Source organism: Thioalkalivibrio sp. ALE16, from assembly GCF_000381305.1.
Classification (GTDB): Bacteria; Pseudomonadota; Gammaproteobacteria; order Ectothiorhodospirales; family Ectothiorhodospiraceae; genus Thioalkalivibrio.
Genome location: NZ_KB906361.1, coordinates 98,649 through 113,904, shown reverse-complemented (window position 1 = coordinate 113,904; position 15,256 = coordinate 98,649). Strand labels below are relative to the sequence as shown.

General features: G+C 61.9%; 16 protein-coding genes. All 16 read right to left on the bottom strand.

What is annotated here, in order from left to right:
* Nucleotides 1-18 precede the first annotated feature (18 nt).
* The gene (locus F627_RS0108415) at nt 19-1,410 is read right to left on the bottom strand and encodes a DNA cytosine methyltransferase (RefSeq protein ID WP_019583828.1); all 1,392 of its coding nucleotides are present in this window, start codon (nt 1,408-1,410) and stop codon (nt 19-21) included.
* A 139-nt stretch (nt 1,411-1,549) separates the two neighbouring features.
* Entirely contained in the window at nt 1,550-1,870 is a 321-nt protein-coding gene (locus F627_RS0108410) for a hypothetical protein (RefSeq protein WP_019583827.1), read from the bottom strand.
* A 1-nt stretch (nt 1,871) separates the two neighbouring features.
* A complete protein-coding gene (locus F627_RS0108405; RefSeq protein ID WP_019583826.1) occupies nt 1,872-2,204 on the bottom strand; it encodes a hypothetical protein in 333 nt (110 codons plus the stop codon).
* 71 nt (nt 2,205-2,275) lie between these two features.
* Nucleotides 2,276-3,187, bottom strand: a complete 912-nt coding sequence (locus F627_RS0108400) for a DNA adenine methylase (RefSeq protein ID WP_019583825.1) — start codon at nt 3,185-3,187, stop codon at nt 2,276-2,278.
* A gap of 41 nt (nt 3,188-3,228) precedes the next feature.
* Nucleotides 3,229-3,774 (bottom strand): HD domain-containing protein, encoded by a 546-nt coding sequence (locus tag F627_RS15665; RefSeq protein WP_019583824.1) that lies wholly within the window; start codon nt 3,772-3,774, stop codon nt 3,229-3,231.
* Nucleotides 3,774-4,868: a hypothetical protein gene (locus tag F627_RS0108390; protein ID WP_019583823.1), complete on the bottom strand. Its 1,095-nt coding sequence runs from the start codon at nt 4,866-4,868 to the stop codon at nt 3,774-3,776. The genes F627_RS15665 and F627_RS0108390 overlap by 1 nt, the downstream gene beginning before the upstream one ends.
* Nucleotides 4,869-5,014: 146 nt before the next feature.
* Nucleotides 5,015-6,010, bottom strand: coding sequence for an SPFH domain-containing protein (locus F627_RS0108385; protein ID WP_019583822.1), 996 nt, complete (start codon nt 6,008-6,010; stop codon nt 5,015-5,017).
* A gap of 27 nt (nt 6,011-6,037) precedes the next feature.
* The gene (locus F627_RS0108380) at nt 6,038-6,517 is read right to left on the bottom strand and encodes an NfeD family protein (protein ID WP_019583821.1); all 480 of its coding nucleotides are present in this window, start codon (nt 6,515-6,517) and stop codon (nt 6,038-6,040) included.
* A gap of 60 nt (nt 6,518-6,577) precedes the next feature.
* Nucleotides 6,578-7,609, bottom strand: coding sequence for an ERCC4 domain-containing protein (locus tag F627_RS0108375; RefSeq protein ID WP_019583820.1), 1,032 nt, complete (start codon nt 7,607-7,609; stop codon nt 6,578-6,580).
* A complete protein-coding gene (locus F627_RS0108370) occupies nt 7,606-8,061 on the bottom strand; it encodes a hypothetical protein (RefSeq protein WP_019583819.1) in 456 nt (151 codons plus the stop codon). The genes F627_RS0108375 and F627_RS0108370 overlap by 4 nt, the downstream gene beginning before the upstream one ends.
* Nucleotides 8,049-8,453: a zinc-finger-containing protein gene (locus tag F627_RS16430; protein WP_019583818.1), complete on the bottom strand. Its 405-nt coding sequence runs from the start codon at nt 8,451-8,453 to the stop codon at nt 8,049-8,051. Before F627_RS16430 ends, F627_RS0108370 begins: the two co-directional genes overlap by 13 nt.
* Nucleotides 8,450-8,722 (bottom strand): hypothetical protein, encoded by a 273-nt coding sequence (locus F627_RS0108365; RefSeq protein WP_019583817.1) that lies wholly within the window; start codon nt 8,720-8,722, stop codon nt 8,450-8,452. The genes F627_RS16430 and F627_RS0108365 overlap by 4 nt, the downstream gene beginning before the upstream one ends.
* Nucleotides 8,722-9,018 carry a hypothetical protein gene (locus F627_RS0108360; RefSeq protein WP_019583816.1) on the bottom strand — a complete coding sequence of 99 codons (297 nt, stop codon included), beginning with the start codon at nt 9,016-9,018 and terminating at the stop codon, nt 8,722-8,724. Before F627_RS0108360 ends, F627_RS0108365 begins: the two co-directional genes overlap by 1 nt.
* 38 nt (nt 9,019-9,056) lie before the next feature.
* Nucleotides 9,057-10,748, bottom strand: coding sequence for an ATP-binding protein (locus F627_RS0108355; protein ID WP_019583815.1), 1,692 nt, complete (start codon nt 10,746-10,748; stop codon nt 9,057-9,059).
* A gap of 167 nt (nt 10,749-10,915) precedes the next feature.
* Complete coding sequence (locus F627_RS15655; RefSeq protein ID WP_019583814.1) at nt 10,916-13,261, bottom strand: ESPR-type extended signal peptide-containing protein; 2,346 nt, start codon at nt 13,259-13,261, stop codon at nt 10,916-10,918.
* Between the two features lie 34 nt (nt 13,262-13,295).
* Nucleotides 13,296-14,645 (bottom strand): ShlB/FhaC/HecB family hemolysin secretion/activation protein, encoded by a 1,350-nt coding sequence (locus tag F627_RS0108345; RefSeq protein ID WP_019583813.1) that lies wholly within the window; start codon nt 14,643-14,645, stop codon nt 13,296-13,298.
* Nucleotides 14,646-15,256: the final 611 nt, after the last annotated feature.

Below are 15,256 nucleotides of genomic sequence, written 5' to 3'. Positions count from 1 at the left end.
CCCACCCGGAGGATATCGTTACGCCGCCTGCGCCAGAACCGGACGCTCAGGCTGGCGGACCATGGCCCGGAGCGCCTGCCCCAGATGCCGGCCCACGGCCGCGAAGGCGGTATGAATCACCGACTGGCCGAGGATCTCGTGAGCGCGGGTGGCACTCAGGCCGGCGACCAGCGATTCCGGGATGGTCTTGCCCCGGGCGTGTTCGGCCGGAGTGAGGATGCGGCTCAGGGCCGGATCGGTCGGGTGCTGGATGCGCAATTCTGTGGATCGGACCTTCGCGTATCCGCGACCCAAAGTGCCATAGCCATCCTGCGAGCCGTCCTGAACCTGCGTCCGAAAGCCCTTTCCGGCCGCCTTGTCCTTCACCTCCTTGGCCGCCAGATAGTCGTAGGACTTCCACATCGGATCATCCAGCGCGATCGGATCCAGAATGTCCGCGACCTGCGCCTCCCGCTGGCGGATCGGCCGCAGTCCGGCAAAATCGAACGGAATGTTCTCGTTGGTGGCGACCAGACAGAACCGCTTGCGCTTCTCCAGCGACCCCATCTCCCAGCCGTCGATCACCGTCTCATGCAGTTCGTAGTCGAGGCTGGCGAGCACCGAGCGGATGACGGTCATGCTCACGGTCTTCCCGTACTCGGGTACGTTCTCCAGCACGATCATGGAGGGCGTGAGGGTCTGGATGGCGGCGAGGAAGGCCACGAACAACGCCCCGGCGGTTTCGTGTTCCTCGGCGGCCTTCAGGTGGTTCTTGGAGCGCCCGGATTTCGAGGCGCCGGTGCAAGGGAGCCCCGCCACCAGCAGGTCGATCGCGGGCAGCTTGCGCCACTCGATGTCCTGCATCGGCCCCTCGATAGCGACACTCTCCGGGCTCCAGACCGGGTTGTTCTGGAGCGAGGCATCCAGATACGCCCCATCGAATTCATTGGCGAAGGCCAGTGTCGCCGGGACGCCGGCCGACTCGAGCCCGGTGTGCAGCGCGTGGTCCAGTACACCGCCACCATGGGCCAGCGACCCGATCCGAATGGGCTGACCCGAGGCAATGCGCCCGTGCAGCGTCTCGCGGCGCTGGCGGGTCGCGGCCTCGTGGTGATGCAGGGTGACGTCGATGCGGCCCTCGCGGATCACCACCCGCACCCGCTCGGACTCCCCGAGGATGCGGGCGATGTCGTCGTTCGCCACGTCGATGACCGGGTACTCGCGATCACCGCGCTTGCGACGGGACACCTTGCGCGCCCCGGACGGCGTAAAGCGCAGGGTCACCCCTTTGGCGCCACCGTCCGTCTCGGCCAGCTCGTAGGTCTGACCGGGTTCGATGCCCATGCGGGCCAGTCGCTGGCCTTCCAGCCAGAGACGCTTCTGACCTCGCTGTTCACCCAGCTTGGTGTAGATAACAGTGCTATTCGGCATGATGTTTCTCCTCCAGCTCCGGGCCGGAATCCGCCGCTCGGGGAAGGCGCGAGCGGGTCGCCCTGTTCAACCTCAAGGCTACCGAACGGGCGACGTTTGTCGAATTCTTTACCGCACCCGGCCGTCAATCGCGCCCCGCTCACGTTTCGATTGAATCAGCGGCAGCCTGTACGGAAATGAGAGACGCCACCTGCATCAGGACCTGGCGAGGGTCGCTCGCCCCCTCCATCCGCCATTCCCCCGCTGCAATCGCGGATTCGGAGATCCAGTACAGCTCACGAAGTGCATTGAGCAGGGCCTGCCGATCCCGCTCACCCCGCCCGAGATTCGCTTGGAGTGTCTCTGCATAGGCCTGAAGTCGTTCGATTTCCTCGCGCGCCTGTTTCAGCGCACACCAGCATTCCTCGAAATCGACTCTTGCCTTGCGGTTCTCCACTTCCATCCGATCATTCGAGTCCATGCTATCCGGCCTCCTGCTCCGCCGAGTCCCAGGGATGGGAGACAAGATCCAGCGCGGCCCGCGCCTCGGACCGAGCGCGCCCCCAATCGGAATCCGGGTCGGGCGGATTCTCCGCCCAGCAGGCTTCGTAGGCTTCAAGCGCCCGTTTCAACGCATCGATCGCTTGATCGGCCTCGATTGCGACTTCGGCGGCGGCATGCCGAGCATCCCGAGCGCCGCACTTGTACATCCAGTTGACCGACTCCATGACGTTCTTGCCGTCCACGATCGCGCGTCGGGTGTCGGCATACCGCGGGGTGAGCGTGAGGCTCATGATCCGTCCGTGAAAATCCATTTCGTTCTCCTTGGCGCTCCTGCGCCGCTTCATCCATTGGGGTGAGTATTGGGTACCCACCATGTCGAGGGTTAGTCCATCTCTTGAACTCCAAACAAAGACGGCTGGCGGCCGGAGCGGACCACCGCCGGATTCAGCCAAAGGCATTCCGTCCGGGTAACCGAGCCCCCGTTGGCGGCGGCGGCGGATGGGCGATGGATGCGGGTCCAGTCCGGCAACCAATGATCGTATAGATCATTCGGGTACCCACTGAGGACCACGCGACCCTTCAAACCGCGCACCATCTCCAGTAAGCGCACATGGTCTTCTTCGAACAGGTTGCAGCGGTAGTAGCGCCCCCCATCCACATGGTGGGTATCCGGCAGGTACGGGGGATCCACGTAGTGGAGAGTGTCCGGTGCGTCGTACAGGCGCATGACATCGAGCCCGTCCCGGTTTTCGATCACCACGCCCTTCAACCGCTCGATGAACGCGGGCAGGACATCCGACAGCCGGGCCCACTGATCCGCCGACTGGAACCCATGCTCGCCCTGGTCGCAACGAAACCCCGACCGGCCTACGCGGGTCGCCCCGGTCGAGCCGTAGGACGACCACGCCCGAAATAATGTGCGACGCGCCGCCTCCACTGGGTCCTCTACGGTCTCAAAGGAACGCTCGAACTCCGCTCGCGAGTATGGGGTCAGCTCGCAGGCGCGCGTCAGGGCGGCGCCCTGCTCGGGATCCCGCAGGACCCGAAAGATGTTCACGACGGCCTCGTCCAGGTCGTTGTAGATGTCGAGCGCCGCCCGTGGCTTTTGCAGTAGCACGCCGGCGGCCCCGCCGAAGGGTTCGACATACAGACGATGCGGCGGGAAATGCTCCAGAATCCAAGGGGCCAGGCGCCACTTCGCACCGTAGTAGCGCATCAGGGGCGAGGTTGGAGTGAGTGCAAGCGCATCCATGCGGTCACCAGCTTGCGTGGGCGGGGTATAGAGGGCGTTCATGCATCGATTCCATCCTTGGAATTCTGGGTTATGCCGAAAGGTTAGCTGAAACGCTGCTCGGCAGCACGCGCCAGCCGGCCCTCGTAATCCTCGACCAGCAGGCATGCGTACTCATGCAGTCGCGGATCCCCGGCCTCCAGGACATCCAGCAACATCCGCTTCTCGTCCAGATACACCCGGGCGAACCCCGGGTCGTGCTGAAAGATCGAACGGGAGTTGTCAATCAGGTCGGCGAGCTTCACGGTCTGGGCGGCGGCGGGCGCCTGCGCCAGATGTGCCCGGTCCAGTGCTTTTCGCTGCCGCCGGTTGCCATCCTCGGGCCGACTCACGTCGGTGAGCCAGTAAACGAGGGAGGCGACCTCGCCACCGAATTCCCGCTCGATGTCCGGAAGTTCGACGTCGGTATCTTCCACCGTGTCGTGAAGCCACGCGGCGGCCAGCATCGCCTCGGTGTGATCCACTGTACGCACCAGATCCGCGACCGCGCCCGGATGAACGATATACGGATCACCGGTGTACTTGCGTACCTGACCCACACCCTCGTGGGCCTCAGTCGCGAATTGCCGTGCCCGTGCCTCGAGATCCATCACATCACTCCTGATTTCGCTTCCGCCTCATGGCGCGCGACCTGCGCCCTCCAGGCCTTTGCCATCACCGCCAAAGCCGCGCCCACGTCGGAGTCGGACCTCGACTCGACCCACTCCGCCAGAGCCCGCTCACTGCCCATGCGCTCACGAAACGCCCGCAGGAAAGCGCCCAGATCCGACCCAACCAGACCCGTGGCGTCGGATACGACCCGGCCATTGAAGCGCTGATGGACCGACTTCATCCGGCGGTGGTGATCCAGCATCTCGGAAACACCACGAGAGAAGAGCGGAAAATCGCGCGCGGCCTGTGTCAGCGCCGAAACCCGAAGCAATTCCTCGTCGCAGGCCTCCATCACAGGCAGGTGCGATCCCTGCTGATCCAGCCATGCAAGAAAGGCCTGATAGGTCGGCCGCATAGCGTCCCGGCGCCGATCCGCACTGGACCGGTTTTCCGGGCGGAACGGCGCCGGATTGAAATGCGGCGAACTGGCAACGAACTCAAACAAGGATTCGAGGGAATCGAAGCCACCCTCAACCCCCGCCCAGTATCGATCGGAGTCGTACCCCAAAAAGGTCAGAGCCTCGTCCCAATCCCGAGTGACAGCGACCTCGCCCACGCGCTCGCCGTCCGCATCGACCTCGCACCAAAGCCCCGACTCGGAGAGCTTGAACCCCAGTCGCCGAGCCACACGGCCCAGAAGATTTCCCAGATCGTTGAAGGCGAAGTACCAGCGCGCAAACGAGAAGGCACTTTCCGGAACCTGCACAACATCCACCTGAAAAGGCTTGTGACCCACCAGGACCGAGTAGCTGGTGACCTTTCGGTTCGGGTCCGAACCGCCCTTCTTCGGCCGATTTACTTTGCACTCGGACGCGTTCAGCGCCTCACCTAGTCCATCCACGTACTCCACATCATCACAAGCCACAAGCACATCAAAATCCCCGTGATCCCGCTTGCCGGAGTGAAACCGAACCGGCTCGGACTGGTGGTGTTCCGGGAGAACAGCACTGAGGGCGCGCTGTACCCGCGCCGCAAGGACCATCAGCTCCGACGAAGTCAGGCGCGTGGTACTGGTAACTGCATTCCCCCCCATGGGGTACTCCTTCCGGCTCCGGGCCGATTCCGTTGATTTCGAGGAATTAGCCTACCGGATTATCCGGGCTTGTCGATTTGTTCGGGAACAAAAAAGCCCGCCGAGACCGAAGTCCTGGCGGGCTTGATCGCGTAACGGTTCGGTTACTATCGGGTGGCAGGTCCGCTACCCGCGGAAGTCCCGCCGTTCGCATCCACAGCCCCCATAGCGCCAGGACCAAAGAGATCCCGCATGCCACCGAGCGAGCCCAGCAAAGCCGTACCCTCCATCGGCACGAATACGCGATCCCCGTTCTTCGCAAGGTCCGGCAACATCCCGATATAGCGCTGGGCGATGAGGTAGTTCACACCCGCCGCCGGTCCGTCCGGGTGGTTTTCCAGACTGCTCACGATCAGCCCGATGGCGTCTTTCTCACCCTGGGCGCGAAGCACGGCTTCCTGCTTGTCACCCTCGGCGCGCGCAATCGCCGCATCACGATCCCCCTCGGCCCGACGGATTTCCGCCTCCTTGTAGCCCTCGGCTTCGCGCACAGTGGCACGGCGGGTGCGTTCCGCAACCATCTGCTGGTTCATCGCCTGCACGATGTCATCCGGCATGCTGATGTCCTTGAGCTCCACACGGTTCACCTTGAGCCCCCATTTCTGGCCGGCCTCGTCCATCACCGCCTCCATCTGCTTGTTGATGGTCTCGCGGTTCTCGAAGATGTCGTCCAGCTCCATCTTGCCGATCTCCGAGCGGAGCGTGGTCTGGGCAAGGGTCTGGATTGCGAGCACCAGGTTCTCGGCACCGTACACGGCCGCCTGCGGGTCCATGATTTGGTAGTAAATCACCCCGTCGATCGTGACCCCGACGTTGTCCTTGGTGACCACCGCCTGATTCGGGAAATCGAGGAGGATCTCCCGCATGTCGATCTTCGTCTCGGTGCGCACGATCTTCTGCTCACCCGCGAACTGAAGAATCGTGATCGGCCGCGGACGGTCCACGAACGGGATGATCAGGTTCAACCCGGGGGTCAGCACCCGGTGAAACTTGCCCAGACGCTCGATCACCATGGATCGCCGCTGCGGGACCATCGTGATCCCCATGCTGAGGAATGCGCCGACCAGAACGGCCAGCACGACGAATGTGATGAATCCTTCCATTACTTCCTTCCTTTGCGTTTGAACGCGCTATTGCATGTACGGGGTTACCACAGCGGTAATCCCCTCAAAACGGACCACGCGCACGCGGTCTCCGATGTTCGGCGTGTAGTCACCCGCCTCGGCGCGGGCCGGATAGAAGTCGCCGAGGAAAGTCACGCCGACACGATCCCCTCGCTCTTCGATGACCAGCGCTTCCCGTTCGGCACGAACATCCTGGGTCCGGAGATTGCCATCGTCCCCGCGCACCCAGCGCCGACCGACCCAGAAGACAAAGCCCCCCATGGCGATCATGCCGCCGATCCCACCGAGAACCTGGGCCGCCATGTCGGCACCGAAAGCCGCCGGGAGAATCGCGCCCAGCGCACCTCCGGCCAGGATGAGGGTGATGCCTCCGCCCCCCGACATCAGACCGCCGAAGATCAGAAGATCCAGGACCAGGATGGTGAGGGCCGCGATCAACCAGTATTGCCAAGGGTCCAGCGACAAAATCCATTGCGATAAATCCATAACGCCTCCTTTCGTTGTGAGCCCCGGCAAAGGTATCGAAGCGCGGGCAACTGTCGTTTTCTATCCAAGCACTTTCCGTATGCCCTCGAGGCGCTTCGGACCGATACCCTCGATTGAGAGCAATTCCGAATCCGTTGCGTTGCAGATCTGCCCGATGGTGTCGTAGTGCGCCGCCAACCTCTTTGCGAGTGACCCACTCATACCGGGCAGTCCCTCCAGAACGAAAGCAAGCTGGTCCTTGGGGTGGCTGGGCTTCTTGCCGCGCAGCGGCGGGACATACCCCAGCCCCGAACGATCATGGGTGGCGAGCTTTACCAGCAGGTACGCGGTGTGCTCCACCGAATGTGTGACGATCACATTGAGCCGCTGGACCGTGACCAGAAACGAAATCGCGCCATCGACCTGTGCCGGCGTCATGGATTGTTGGAACAGGTGGGGTTCCCCCTCAAGAATCACGACCGGCACGCAATCTTCGGCCAGTCGCATCTTCTCGGACTGGAAGAACAGCCGCTTCGAATCGTCGATCACTGAAGACTCGAAATCGGATCGCCCGCCCGACCCGCTCCGGCAGGACTTGCGCTCGATCACGAAGCGCTCGTTGATCTCGATATCCGCCATCGGAAGCTCACAGCGTTCAACCTGAACATTGGGTATATCCGCAAGCGCCTCGAACAGCGCCGGGGGCTCCCGATGGTCAATACGGATGAGCACCGGATCCGGAACCGGAATCGAATGCGGGTCCAGTGCAGCAACTTCCTGCGCACGGTACGCGGGGCCTGAGCCGCTGGGCGCGACCGCAGCTTTCGGGCGCCCCGACGTCGGCGGGATGGCGGACGCCCCCTGACGAGCCAGCACCGCATCCAGCGTGAGCGAATCCATTTCCGCTTCCGACTCGAGAATCCCTGCCTCAAACAGCGCCTCCAGGACGTCGTCATAGAAGTCGTCATTGGTGACCAGCAGGTTTACGCCGATCTTGGCGCGACCCGAACGCTCGAAGTAGGCCTTCGTTTCGCGCCCTAGCCCCGGGATACCGTTGATGTAGATACGGGCGACAGAGGGCCGCTTGGGGTGTTGCCAGTGAGCGAGCTTCATCGAGAATTCTCCGGATCGACAGGTGGGAGTGATCGCTCGCGGATCGCCGCACGAATCACAAAGACGGTCAACAGGATCAGCTCGGCCGCGCCAGCGGATGGATCCGTGAACCCACCCACCAGAATGATCGCCATCATCACGGTGTCGATCGCACTGCTGATGATGGCGTAACCGGAAACAGCGACCAACGGGAAGCCCAGCCAACCCCCATAGGCGAATGCCATCGCGAGATAGGCCATCAAAACGAACGCGACAAAGCCCCACCCAAGTTCGACCGCGGAGTGATCGGAGCCCTGCACCACGCCCCAGCGAAGCATCGCCAACGCAGTGGCGACCGCGATCAGGAAGACGGCAACCGAAACCCCGTCCCGGGTTCGCGGAAGCCCATCACCGTTGTGACGGAAGGTAAGCAACCGAGCCGTGTGCTGGGCAAGCGCTTTCAGGACGGACATGAGGCCTCCCTGTGCTCGGGGTGTCGGCGGCACAACTCCACGACCGCCGCACACTGCCCCTCGTCAAAATCACCGATGTGGCATTCCGACTTGGGGAGAGCCATCTGACGCGCCAGCCACGAATACGCTTGGCTGCGAGACATAGCGCCGTTTTTCCAGATCGGGTCAAACGCGGCGTGCGCCTGGGACTTCGCCCGGCGAAGGGCCGCATTGGCCAGACGCCCCAGCGGTTTCCCGGTTCCCGGGTGACAGCCGACATGGGCGTCGCACGGATCGCAACGGTAGAACGTGCGCTCAAACAGGTCCGCACGATGCGGGTAGAGATCCCGTCCGGCGACCCGCTCCGACCACCCACCGCAGTAGGGGCATAAAGGTGTCAGCGCCGCGTTCACGCCGGGTCCCGCTCCCGCAGGATCGGAAGCGACTGGGCGCGCTCCACGATGCGCTGCGCGGCCTTGGTGCGCGTCATGTGCGAGGTGATCGGGATGTCCTCGACCCAGTCCTCATTCAGGGGCTCGGGGCCGATCCAAAACGCGATTTCGCCGGGCTTGTAGTACAGGCGCATCGCCACGGAGGCGTCCGCACACTGGCGGCGGAACCAGTCGATGCTCGCGGCATCCGCCGCCGACCGAAGCCTTGCTTGCAGGGTGATGCTATCCATTATCCGTTTCCTTCCGGCCCCGGGCCGGTTCCGTTGGCATTGAGGGCCAGAATAACGGCCTGCTCGTGCTTGTCGATTTCTTCCTGGGTCGCCCCCACCGGCGGTCGCCAACGACAGCCCTCACACATCGGATCGGTGTCGGGGTGCCCCCCGTGGACGCACTGCGACGGACTCCACTGCACGGGCCACTCGACGGTCTTGAGGCGACCATCCTCCGTGTAGCCGTTGTTCACGACCGGCGTGCGATGGCGACCGTCAAAGGGGTGGTTGTGACAAGAGTTAAGCGAAACAGGCATGGGGCCGCCCTCCTTGGCGAAAAGATGGGGCCACCGAATCAGGCGGCCTCGTGGGATCGTTCGATGCAGGACTGATCGAACTCCAGCGCGTCATTCATCGCCTTGGTCGGCTTCAGGCCTGCACGTTTCAGCTCGGAATGATAGGCGGCGAGAATATCCTGAGCGATACCCCCGAAACGCGGATTTTGCGTGATCTCGTGGTACTGCTCGAAAAACTCCGGGCTATGGCTATGGCCCGTGGTATCCGAAACATCATGCACATACTCGTGCGCCAGCAGGTTGGCGATTTTCAGAACCCCCGGGAACCCTCGACGCATATCCTGGAGAAACTCGCGCTCGATGGCGATGTACGTCCGTCCGTCGGTCCATGCCTCGGCAGTCTGACTGACGCCGATATGGATGTCCCGCTTCTCCCGTGACTCCCCGATCACCATGCTGAACAGCGACGGCAGGAAACGGGCATGACGCTCGATCGCCTTTAGGGCGCACCGCTCAATCTTGGTCAGGTCCTTCTTGCGGTCCAGCAGGTCGTGACCGGACTCGAACAGCGCCCGGTAATCCTCGAAGGGATGAACGTTGCCCCGGAACGGCGCATATCCAAGAGATTCCAAATGCACAGAATGTTCGTTGCGGCACAGCGCGTTGAGCGACTCCAGAACGGTGTCGCATGAAGGCAGACGCACCCCCAGCATGAAAACCATCGATTGACTCAGAACGAACACGTCGCCACGCTCATGGGCCCGGACGGCCAGCCGCTCGTCCTCGTGGTTAGAAATAAAGGTGACGTCAGTCAGATTCAGCACCCGGTCGATGCGGTGGCGCTTCCCGGTAATGTCCTGCAACAGGCGCAGTTTGCCGATTTCCGGGTCCATCAGAGAAAGATCACCCGAAAGAATCTGAGTCAGGAAGTATTCGCGCTCGAAGTCGTTGAGGCGAGTCGCCTTCTTCGGCTTAGCGCCCACGGCCTTGCCGAGGTCCTTCTTGATCCGCTTCCAGACCTCGCACTTGGACTCCAGCACGGCATTGCGCGCCAGATTCACATCAAGGGCGCGCTTCGACAGCACCACCCCGCCGGAGCCGAAGTCCCGCGAGTTGTACCGACAGACCAGCACCCCGAGGTTGTACACGTCCAGCGTGCTGCTATGGTCGAGCCGAATGCAGGCGTCGTCGGTTTCCAGCGTCCATTTCTGATCTTCCGGCGGACGATTCAGGCGCCGGCCATTGAAGGTGATCGGCAGCGAGACGTACAGGGCCATATCCGCAAGTGAACGCTCGGTACGCTCCACATCCGACAGTGTCATGGGGTCATAGAACGTACCACTGACCTGAAATCCATCGACGGGATCGCGGTCCTCGAGAAGTTCGTATTCCAGCCCGAACTTCTTGATATCCACGTCCATCTGGTAGGTGCCGGTGCGCATGCAGGTGGGCGCAAATGCCCATGCCTGAGCCCTCCCAGCGCCAAATTTGCCAAAGACACGACCTTCCGTATCGTCATGGTCGAAACCCAGCGTGCCAAGGCACGTTTCCACGTCGTGGATACGCTGAATCCCTTTGCCGTTGTCCTCGACACGGAATCCATGCCGATCCATCTCAATGGTCATTTCCGTCGCGTGGGCGTCGACCGAATTCATCACAAACTCCAGTAGAGCCTTATCAAAAGAACCCGCCTGGGAAACGATCGTGTGATAGATCAACTGCGATCCGACTTCAATCTTGCGCTTTGCCATCGCTCTTTTCTCCGTCCGGCTTCGGGCCGGAATCCGCTGCTGTGAATAGGGGGGCAGTCCCGGTTGATTTCAGTACCAGGGTACCGAGAAACCCCCTGCCGTCGAGTTTTCAAAAAAGAAGGCCCGCCAATTTCCCGGCGGGCCTTGGGGAGAGGGGGATCTCGAGATTATTCCTCGTCGCCCTCTTTATAGGCGTCTCGCCCCGCCGCCGAATCACCCGGAAGGGATCCCCCTCCTTCCTCTTCGGAAGAGGCCTGGATAACGCCAGAGCTGCGCACCGAAGATTGAGTCCGGAGGGTTCGATCGCTGTAGACCACCGGCTCTTCTAGCCCTCGGTCGCGCCCCACCTCGGCGTCCACGATAAATCCCCCGGATACAGCGGGATCATCATACGCAATCGGCGGCTCGGGCTCGGGCTCGGGCTCGGGCTCCGGTTCAGGCTCGGGCTCCGGTTCAGGCTCTGGTTCAGGCTCCGGTTCGGGCTCCGGTTCCGGCTCCGGTTCCGGTTCGGGCTCCGGCTCGGGCTCCGGTTCCGGTTCGGGCTCGGGCTCGGGCTCCGGTTCGGGCTCGGGCTCCTCACTCGTTGGCCAGACTGTGCGAATCGTGCGCTCGTCATCAACCGGGCTGTCGTTTTCTCCGGCCACCAACACTACGGTTCCAACTTCTGACGGATCGAAGAGGGTGCCGTCCAGGCCTTCCGGGTTGTAGTCGGAACCGAACCGCACAAGCTCGTCATCGCCCATATCCGCGACGGCCACGCCATTGATCATCGTCTCTGTATGATTGGGATCATCCGTCCATTCGCCCTCGCCGTCAGGGAGAACGCCAAGGTAGGTACGCCCGCCGGCGTCGAAAGCGACCACGCGGCCATTCGTATCGATGGTCGAGGCATCACGAAAGATGATGTCACCCCCGTCATCGGGGGATGCCACCAAAAAAATCCCGCCATCATCGGGCTCGGGCTCCATCATCAGCATCGCGAGGAGGACCGGTGGAGGATCCGCATCGTCATCGACACCCGTCAAAACAAGATCCGAACGCTCAATGCGCAGATCACCACCTGTTCCCGGATTGGTTTCAACGCTCATCGAGCGCCCGGCGCTCAAAGTGGAATCCGAAACAGACAAGGAGCCCGCGTGGGTGTTGACATCAAGATCGATTCCCGCCTGGATCTCGGAGTTGTCGATATGGATCGTAAAGCTCTCGGAAAGATCGGATAGATCCTGGGAGATCGTGATATCAGACTCCGTTCCGCTTGCTTCAATATGGCTGTCGCGAATGTGCACCCCCTGGAAGGTGGATTGGTAATCGGCCCCGGGGCGATCCGAACGGATTTCGATCAGGCTGTTGGTGGCCTTCAGGTGGGCGTTAAAAAGGTTCTGGTAACCATAAAGCCGGAACGCGCGCGTATAGGGGGTGGTATCAAAGTTTGGCGCATCCATCTCAATACGCCCCATAAGATGACCGCCCGTTTCACGCGGTGCGTAGATGGAAAGCGCGTCGGCAAAGCTGTTCTCGTAGAGAAGGTTGAAATTGACCACCTCCCCGGTGTGGATGATGGAGTGCATGACCCCTATGCCATTGGTACGGATCGTCATCTGCTGCTGGTTAGGAGCGCCATCCATTGCGCCTTCCACATCCGGCATCTGGAGGTGAAAATCGGCATCGACCCCCGCCTCGTTGCGCAGCTCAACCACGACCCCTGGGGCATTCCAGGATGCGTCAGTTTGGCCCGTTTGGCCGGTCATGAAGGGCAGCATCGCGCCGATGTCAGCCCCGGCCTCGAGATCGCTGGACTCGATCTCATCGGCATTGACGGAAGCGTGGATATCCGGGGCTGAGACACCATCCCCATCGAGCCCTTCAATCGTGACGCCCGATTCCACAGTGATCGGCGCACTATTGAGTTCAGCGTTCACGACCCCATCCCCCACAACAGGATCCGCGGACAGGCCGACGAAGTTGGACGGAAGGACGGCCTGGCCACCGATGTGCATCCCATTCGGGTTGATCAACGCCACCGAGGCGCTGGTGTCGTTAGTGAGCGTCCCCGCGATCTGCGAAAGCACACCCGTCTGATCGATATTGACCCAAATGCCCGGGGTACCCGCCGCCCCATCGGGGCTGAAGATCACTTCATTGCCGGCGTCGATATTAAAACCGTCCTGCCAGTCAATGGTGACGGCATCACGAACGCCCAGCGCACTGCCGCCCACCTGATCGGCAAGGATCTGGAGTTGCGAGTTGCTCAACTCGATGATCTGGCCATCGGATCCATTGATGAAAACGCCACCCCCGGGAAGCCCCGCCGACGCCCCGACGCTGGCCACTCCGAGGGCAATTCCCGCCGAAAGCGCACCCAAGCGGCGGAAACGCGATGGCGAAACTCCCACGCTTTCCGCCGCCGCGCCGGAGACCCCGGACGCCCGGCGGCCGCGCCGCCCGTCGATTTCCGAAACAGCCACCCAGGTGCCCAGAGCGGCGTTGAAGATGCTCTTGAAAATATGGTTCATGATTTTGAGATCCCTCTCGAAAGTCGATGCCGGCTCAGAAGCGGGCAACCAGGTTGAAGTTGACTCGACCATCCGAATCGGTGGTGTTGATGTTCTTCTCGTTAATCACCCAGGCGTAGCCGATTTCCCCGGAGAAATGCTCACCGAAACGAACCACGGTTCCGAGTTCTGCGCTCTCCACCGCCCGCCGCTCCCCGATCAGGGGGCGCCCGTTGCCAGCGTTGTACCCCACGAAAGGTCGGAAGCGGTTGTTCTCTGTATCGATCGCTGGCGTGAACAACCGAACCCCGGCGTACTGGCCCCTGGTGACCGAGGCAATCCCGGCCCGATAGCCATTGCCTCGATGCTGACCACCGACCACAAAGTCGCGCTGGTTCGGCAACGTACCGGAATTTTCTTGCGCCCCCGCATTGAAGGACCAGAGCCAGTCGCCCATCGGTTGGTTGGCCGTCAGATCCAACGCCAGGCGGGTCCATTGGGAATCGACCTCACGGCCGAGACCGAAGCCGGTCGTGCGGGACGTCAGGCCCTGTTCCAAAGAAGCGTCGAGTGTGAGCATCATCGGGTCAGCGCCTTCCCATTCGATGGAATGGTCCATTTCCGCGCCGGCCATCAGCGCCGTGGAATTCTGGGCGCCCTCAAGCGACACGATGCCGATATCGGTCTTCTGGCGGTAATGGGTCAAACTGACATAGGGCTCAACACCCTGAACAGGGTAGGACCAGCCGACCGAATACTGAGCGGTGTCGCTGTTCAGATCGAAGTCCTCGAGATCGCCGCCCTGTTTGGACTCCGAGTAGGCCGCCCGGGCCGAGAAGATACCCGCCGGGGTCGGACGCTGAGCGCTGAGCTGAAGCGCATCGTAGCGCCCATTTCGGGAATCGGAGGGGCTGATCGCGGCGACGCCCCGGGAATACCCGCCCCCCAAAATCCACCCGCCGTACCCGGTGCGAAAAACCCCGGAGAGAACATTCTCTCCCGTGTTGCGGCCACCGTAGGACGAGAGCATGGCCGCGAGAACCGTACGGTCGGCATCCCGGATTTCCGTATGCACAGGAAGAGCGCCATCCTCCACGCGGCCGTAACGAATGGCGGGCTCGCCGCCACGCGATTCAGCCGCCTGATCGATCAAGGGGAGTCGTTTCTGTGTGTCGGAGAGGGATTCGCCGATATAGCCCGCCAACGGCCCTGTCGCGTCGATGTCGGCCTGGCGGATCTCAATGATCCGCGCATCCGTATCCACATGAGCGTAGAGATCCAGCTCACCATCACGATGGAGCTGCTCGATCAGGGTGGTCAGTTCGCCTCGAGGATCCGGCGCCTCAATGCGATCCGGCGCCTCAACATGCGAGGGACTTTGAAGAACCCAGCCGGCATCGGCCATCACTGGTTGGGCCACCAGACCCACAGAACCGACCAATACGGAAAATACAGAGCGACGAAGAAACGTAGGGCGAAATTGCATACTGAATCCTTTCAGTTGGGCGCGCACAGTCCATCCGCACGAGGGATCCCCGTGGAGCGCATCAGAAGAAGAGATACATACAGAGGTCAGAATCCTTTCCGGTGTTCGACACAAATCCATTCGTGCCAAGAAATCGATGCGAGCAATGTCGCCAACCCAAAGGGTTGCATAGATCCAAGCCGGATTCAAAGGCCTTTTAGGCGGGGCTTGCCGGCGCCAAAAAGCACCGGTCATGCGAATTGACTGCTCTCCGCCCCGAAGGACGAAGATTTCCAATCAAAGGAGAGCGCGCTTCCTCCTCGGCCTGAACGCCGCGGTCTCCGCGCGAATTTGAAGATGAGGGTCACGGACGGCACCGTCGATCGATCCCTGTCACTTCATCACCGCATCACATCAGGCACCGGAAGTTTCGGGTATTTGGCCGAGGCGTCGAACGCTTCCGCCACGGCGGCGCCGATCTCGGCCACTCGGCCGCATTGCGCGTCGCGAAATGGGGGTGCAACGTATGCGTGAATCCTCGCGATCGCGCT

What these genes read in the sequence shown, in the direction of transcription:
- F627_RS0108390 (WP_019583823.1), bottom strand. Translation starts at nt 4,868, where the DNA reads ATGGGGGGGAATGCAGTTACCAGTACCACGCGCCTGACTTCGTCGGAG.
- F627_RS15655 (WP_019583814.1), bottom strand. Translation starts at nt 13,261, where the DNA reads ATGAACCATATTTTCAAGAGCATCTTCAACGCCGCTCTGGGCACCTGG.
- F627_RS0108365 (WP_019583817.1), bottom strand. Translation starts at nt 8,722, where the DNA reads ATGGATAGCATCACCCTGCAAGCAAGGCTTCGGTCGGCGGCGGATGCC.
- F627_RS0108370 (WP_019583819.1), bottom strand. Translation starts at nt 8,061, where the DNA reads ATGTCCGTCCTGAAAGCGCTTGCCCAGCACACGGCTCGGTTGCTTACC.
- F627_RS0108410 (WP_019583827.1), bottom strand. Translation starts at nt 1,870, where the DNA reads ATGGACTCGAATGATCGGATGGAAGTGGAGAACCGCAAGGCAAGAGTC.
- F627_RS0108380 (WP_019583821.1), bottom strand. Translation starts at nt 6,517, where the DNA reads ATGGATTTATCGCAATGGATTTTGTCGCTGGACCCTTGGCAATACTGG.
- F627_RS0108375 (WP_019583820.1), bottom strand. Translation starts at nt 7,609, where the DNA reads ATGAAGCTCGCTCACTGGCAACACCCCAAGCGGCCCTCTGTCGCCCGT.
- F627_RS0108355 (WP_019583815.1), bottom strand. Translation starts at nt 10,748, where the DNA reads ATGGCAAAGCGCAAGATTGAAGTCGGATCGCAGTTGATCTATCACACG.
- F627_RS0108345 (WP_019583813.1), bottom strand. Translation starts at nt 14,645, where the DNA reads ATGGCCGATGCCGGCTGGGTTCTTCAAAGTCCCTCGCATGTTGAGGCG.
- F627_RS0108360 (WP_019583816.1), bottom strand. Translation starts at nt 9,018, where the DNA reads ATGCCTGTTTCGCTTAACTCTTGTCACAACCACCCCTTTGACGGTCGC.
- F627_RS0108400 (WP_019583825.1), bottom strand. Translation starts at nt 3,187, where the DNA reads ATGAACGCCCTCTATACCCCGCCCACGCAAGCTGGTGACCGCATGGAT.
- F627_RS0108415 (WP_019583828.1), bottom strand. Translation starts at nt 1,410, where the DNA reads ATGCCGAATAGCACTGTTATCTACACCAAGCTGGGTGAACAGCGAGGT.
- F627_RS0108405 (WP_019583826.1), bottom strand. Translation starts at nt 2,204, where the DNA reads ATGGATTTTCACGGACGGATCATGAGCCTCACGCTCACCCCGCGGTAT.
- F627_RS0108385 (WP_019583822.1), bottom strand. Translation starts at nt 6,010, where the DNA reads ATGGAAGGATTCATCACATTCGTCGTGCTGGCCGTTCTGGTCGGCGCA.
- F627_RS15665 (WP_019583824.1), bottom strand. Translation starts at nt 3,774, where the DNA reads ATGGATCTCGAGGCACGGGCACGGCAATTCGCGACTGAGGCCCACGAG.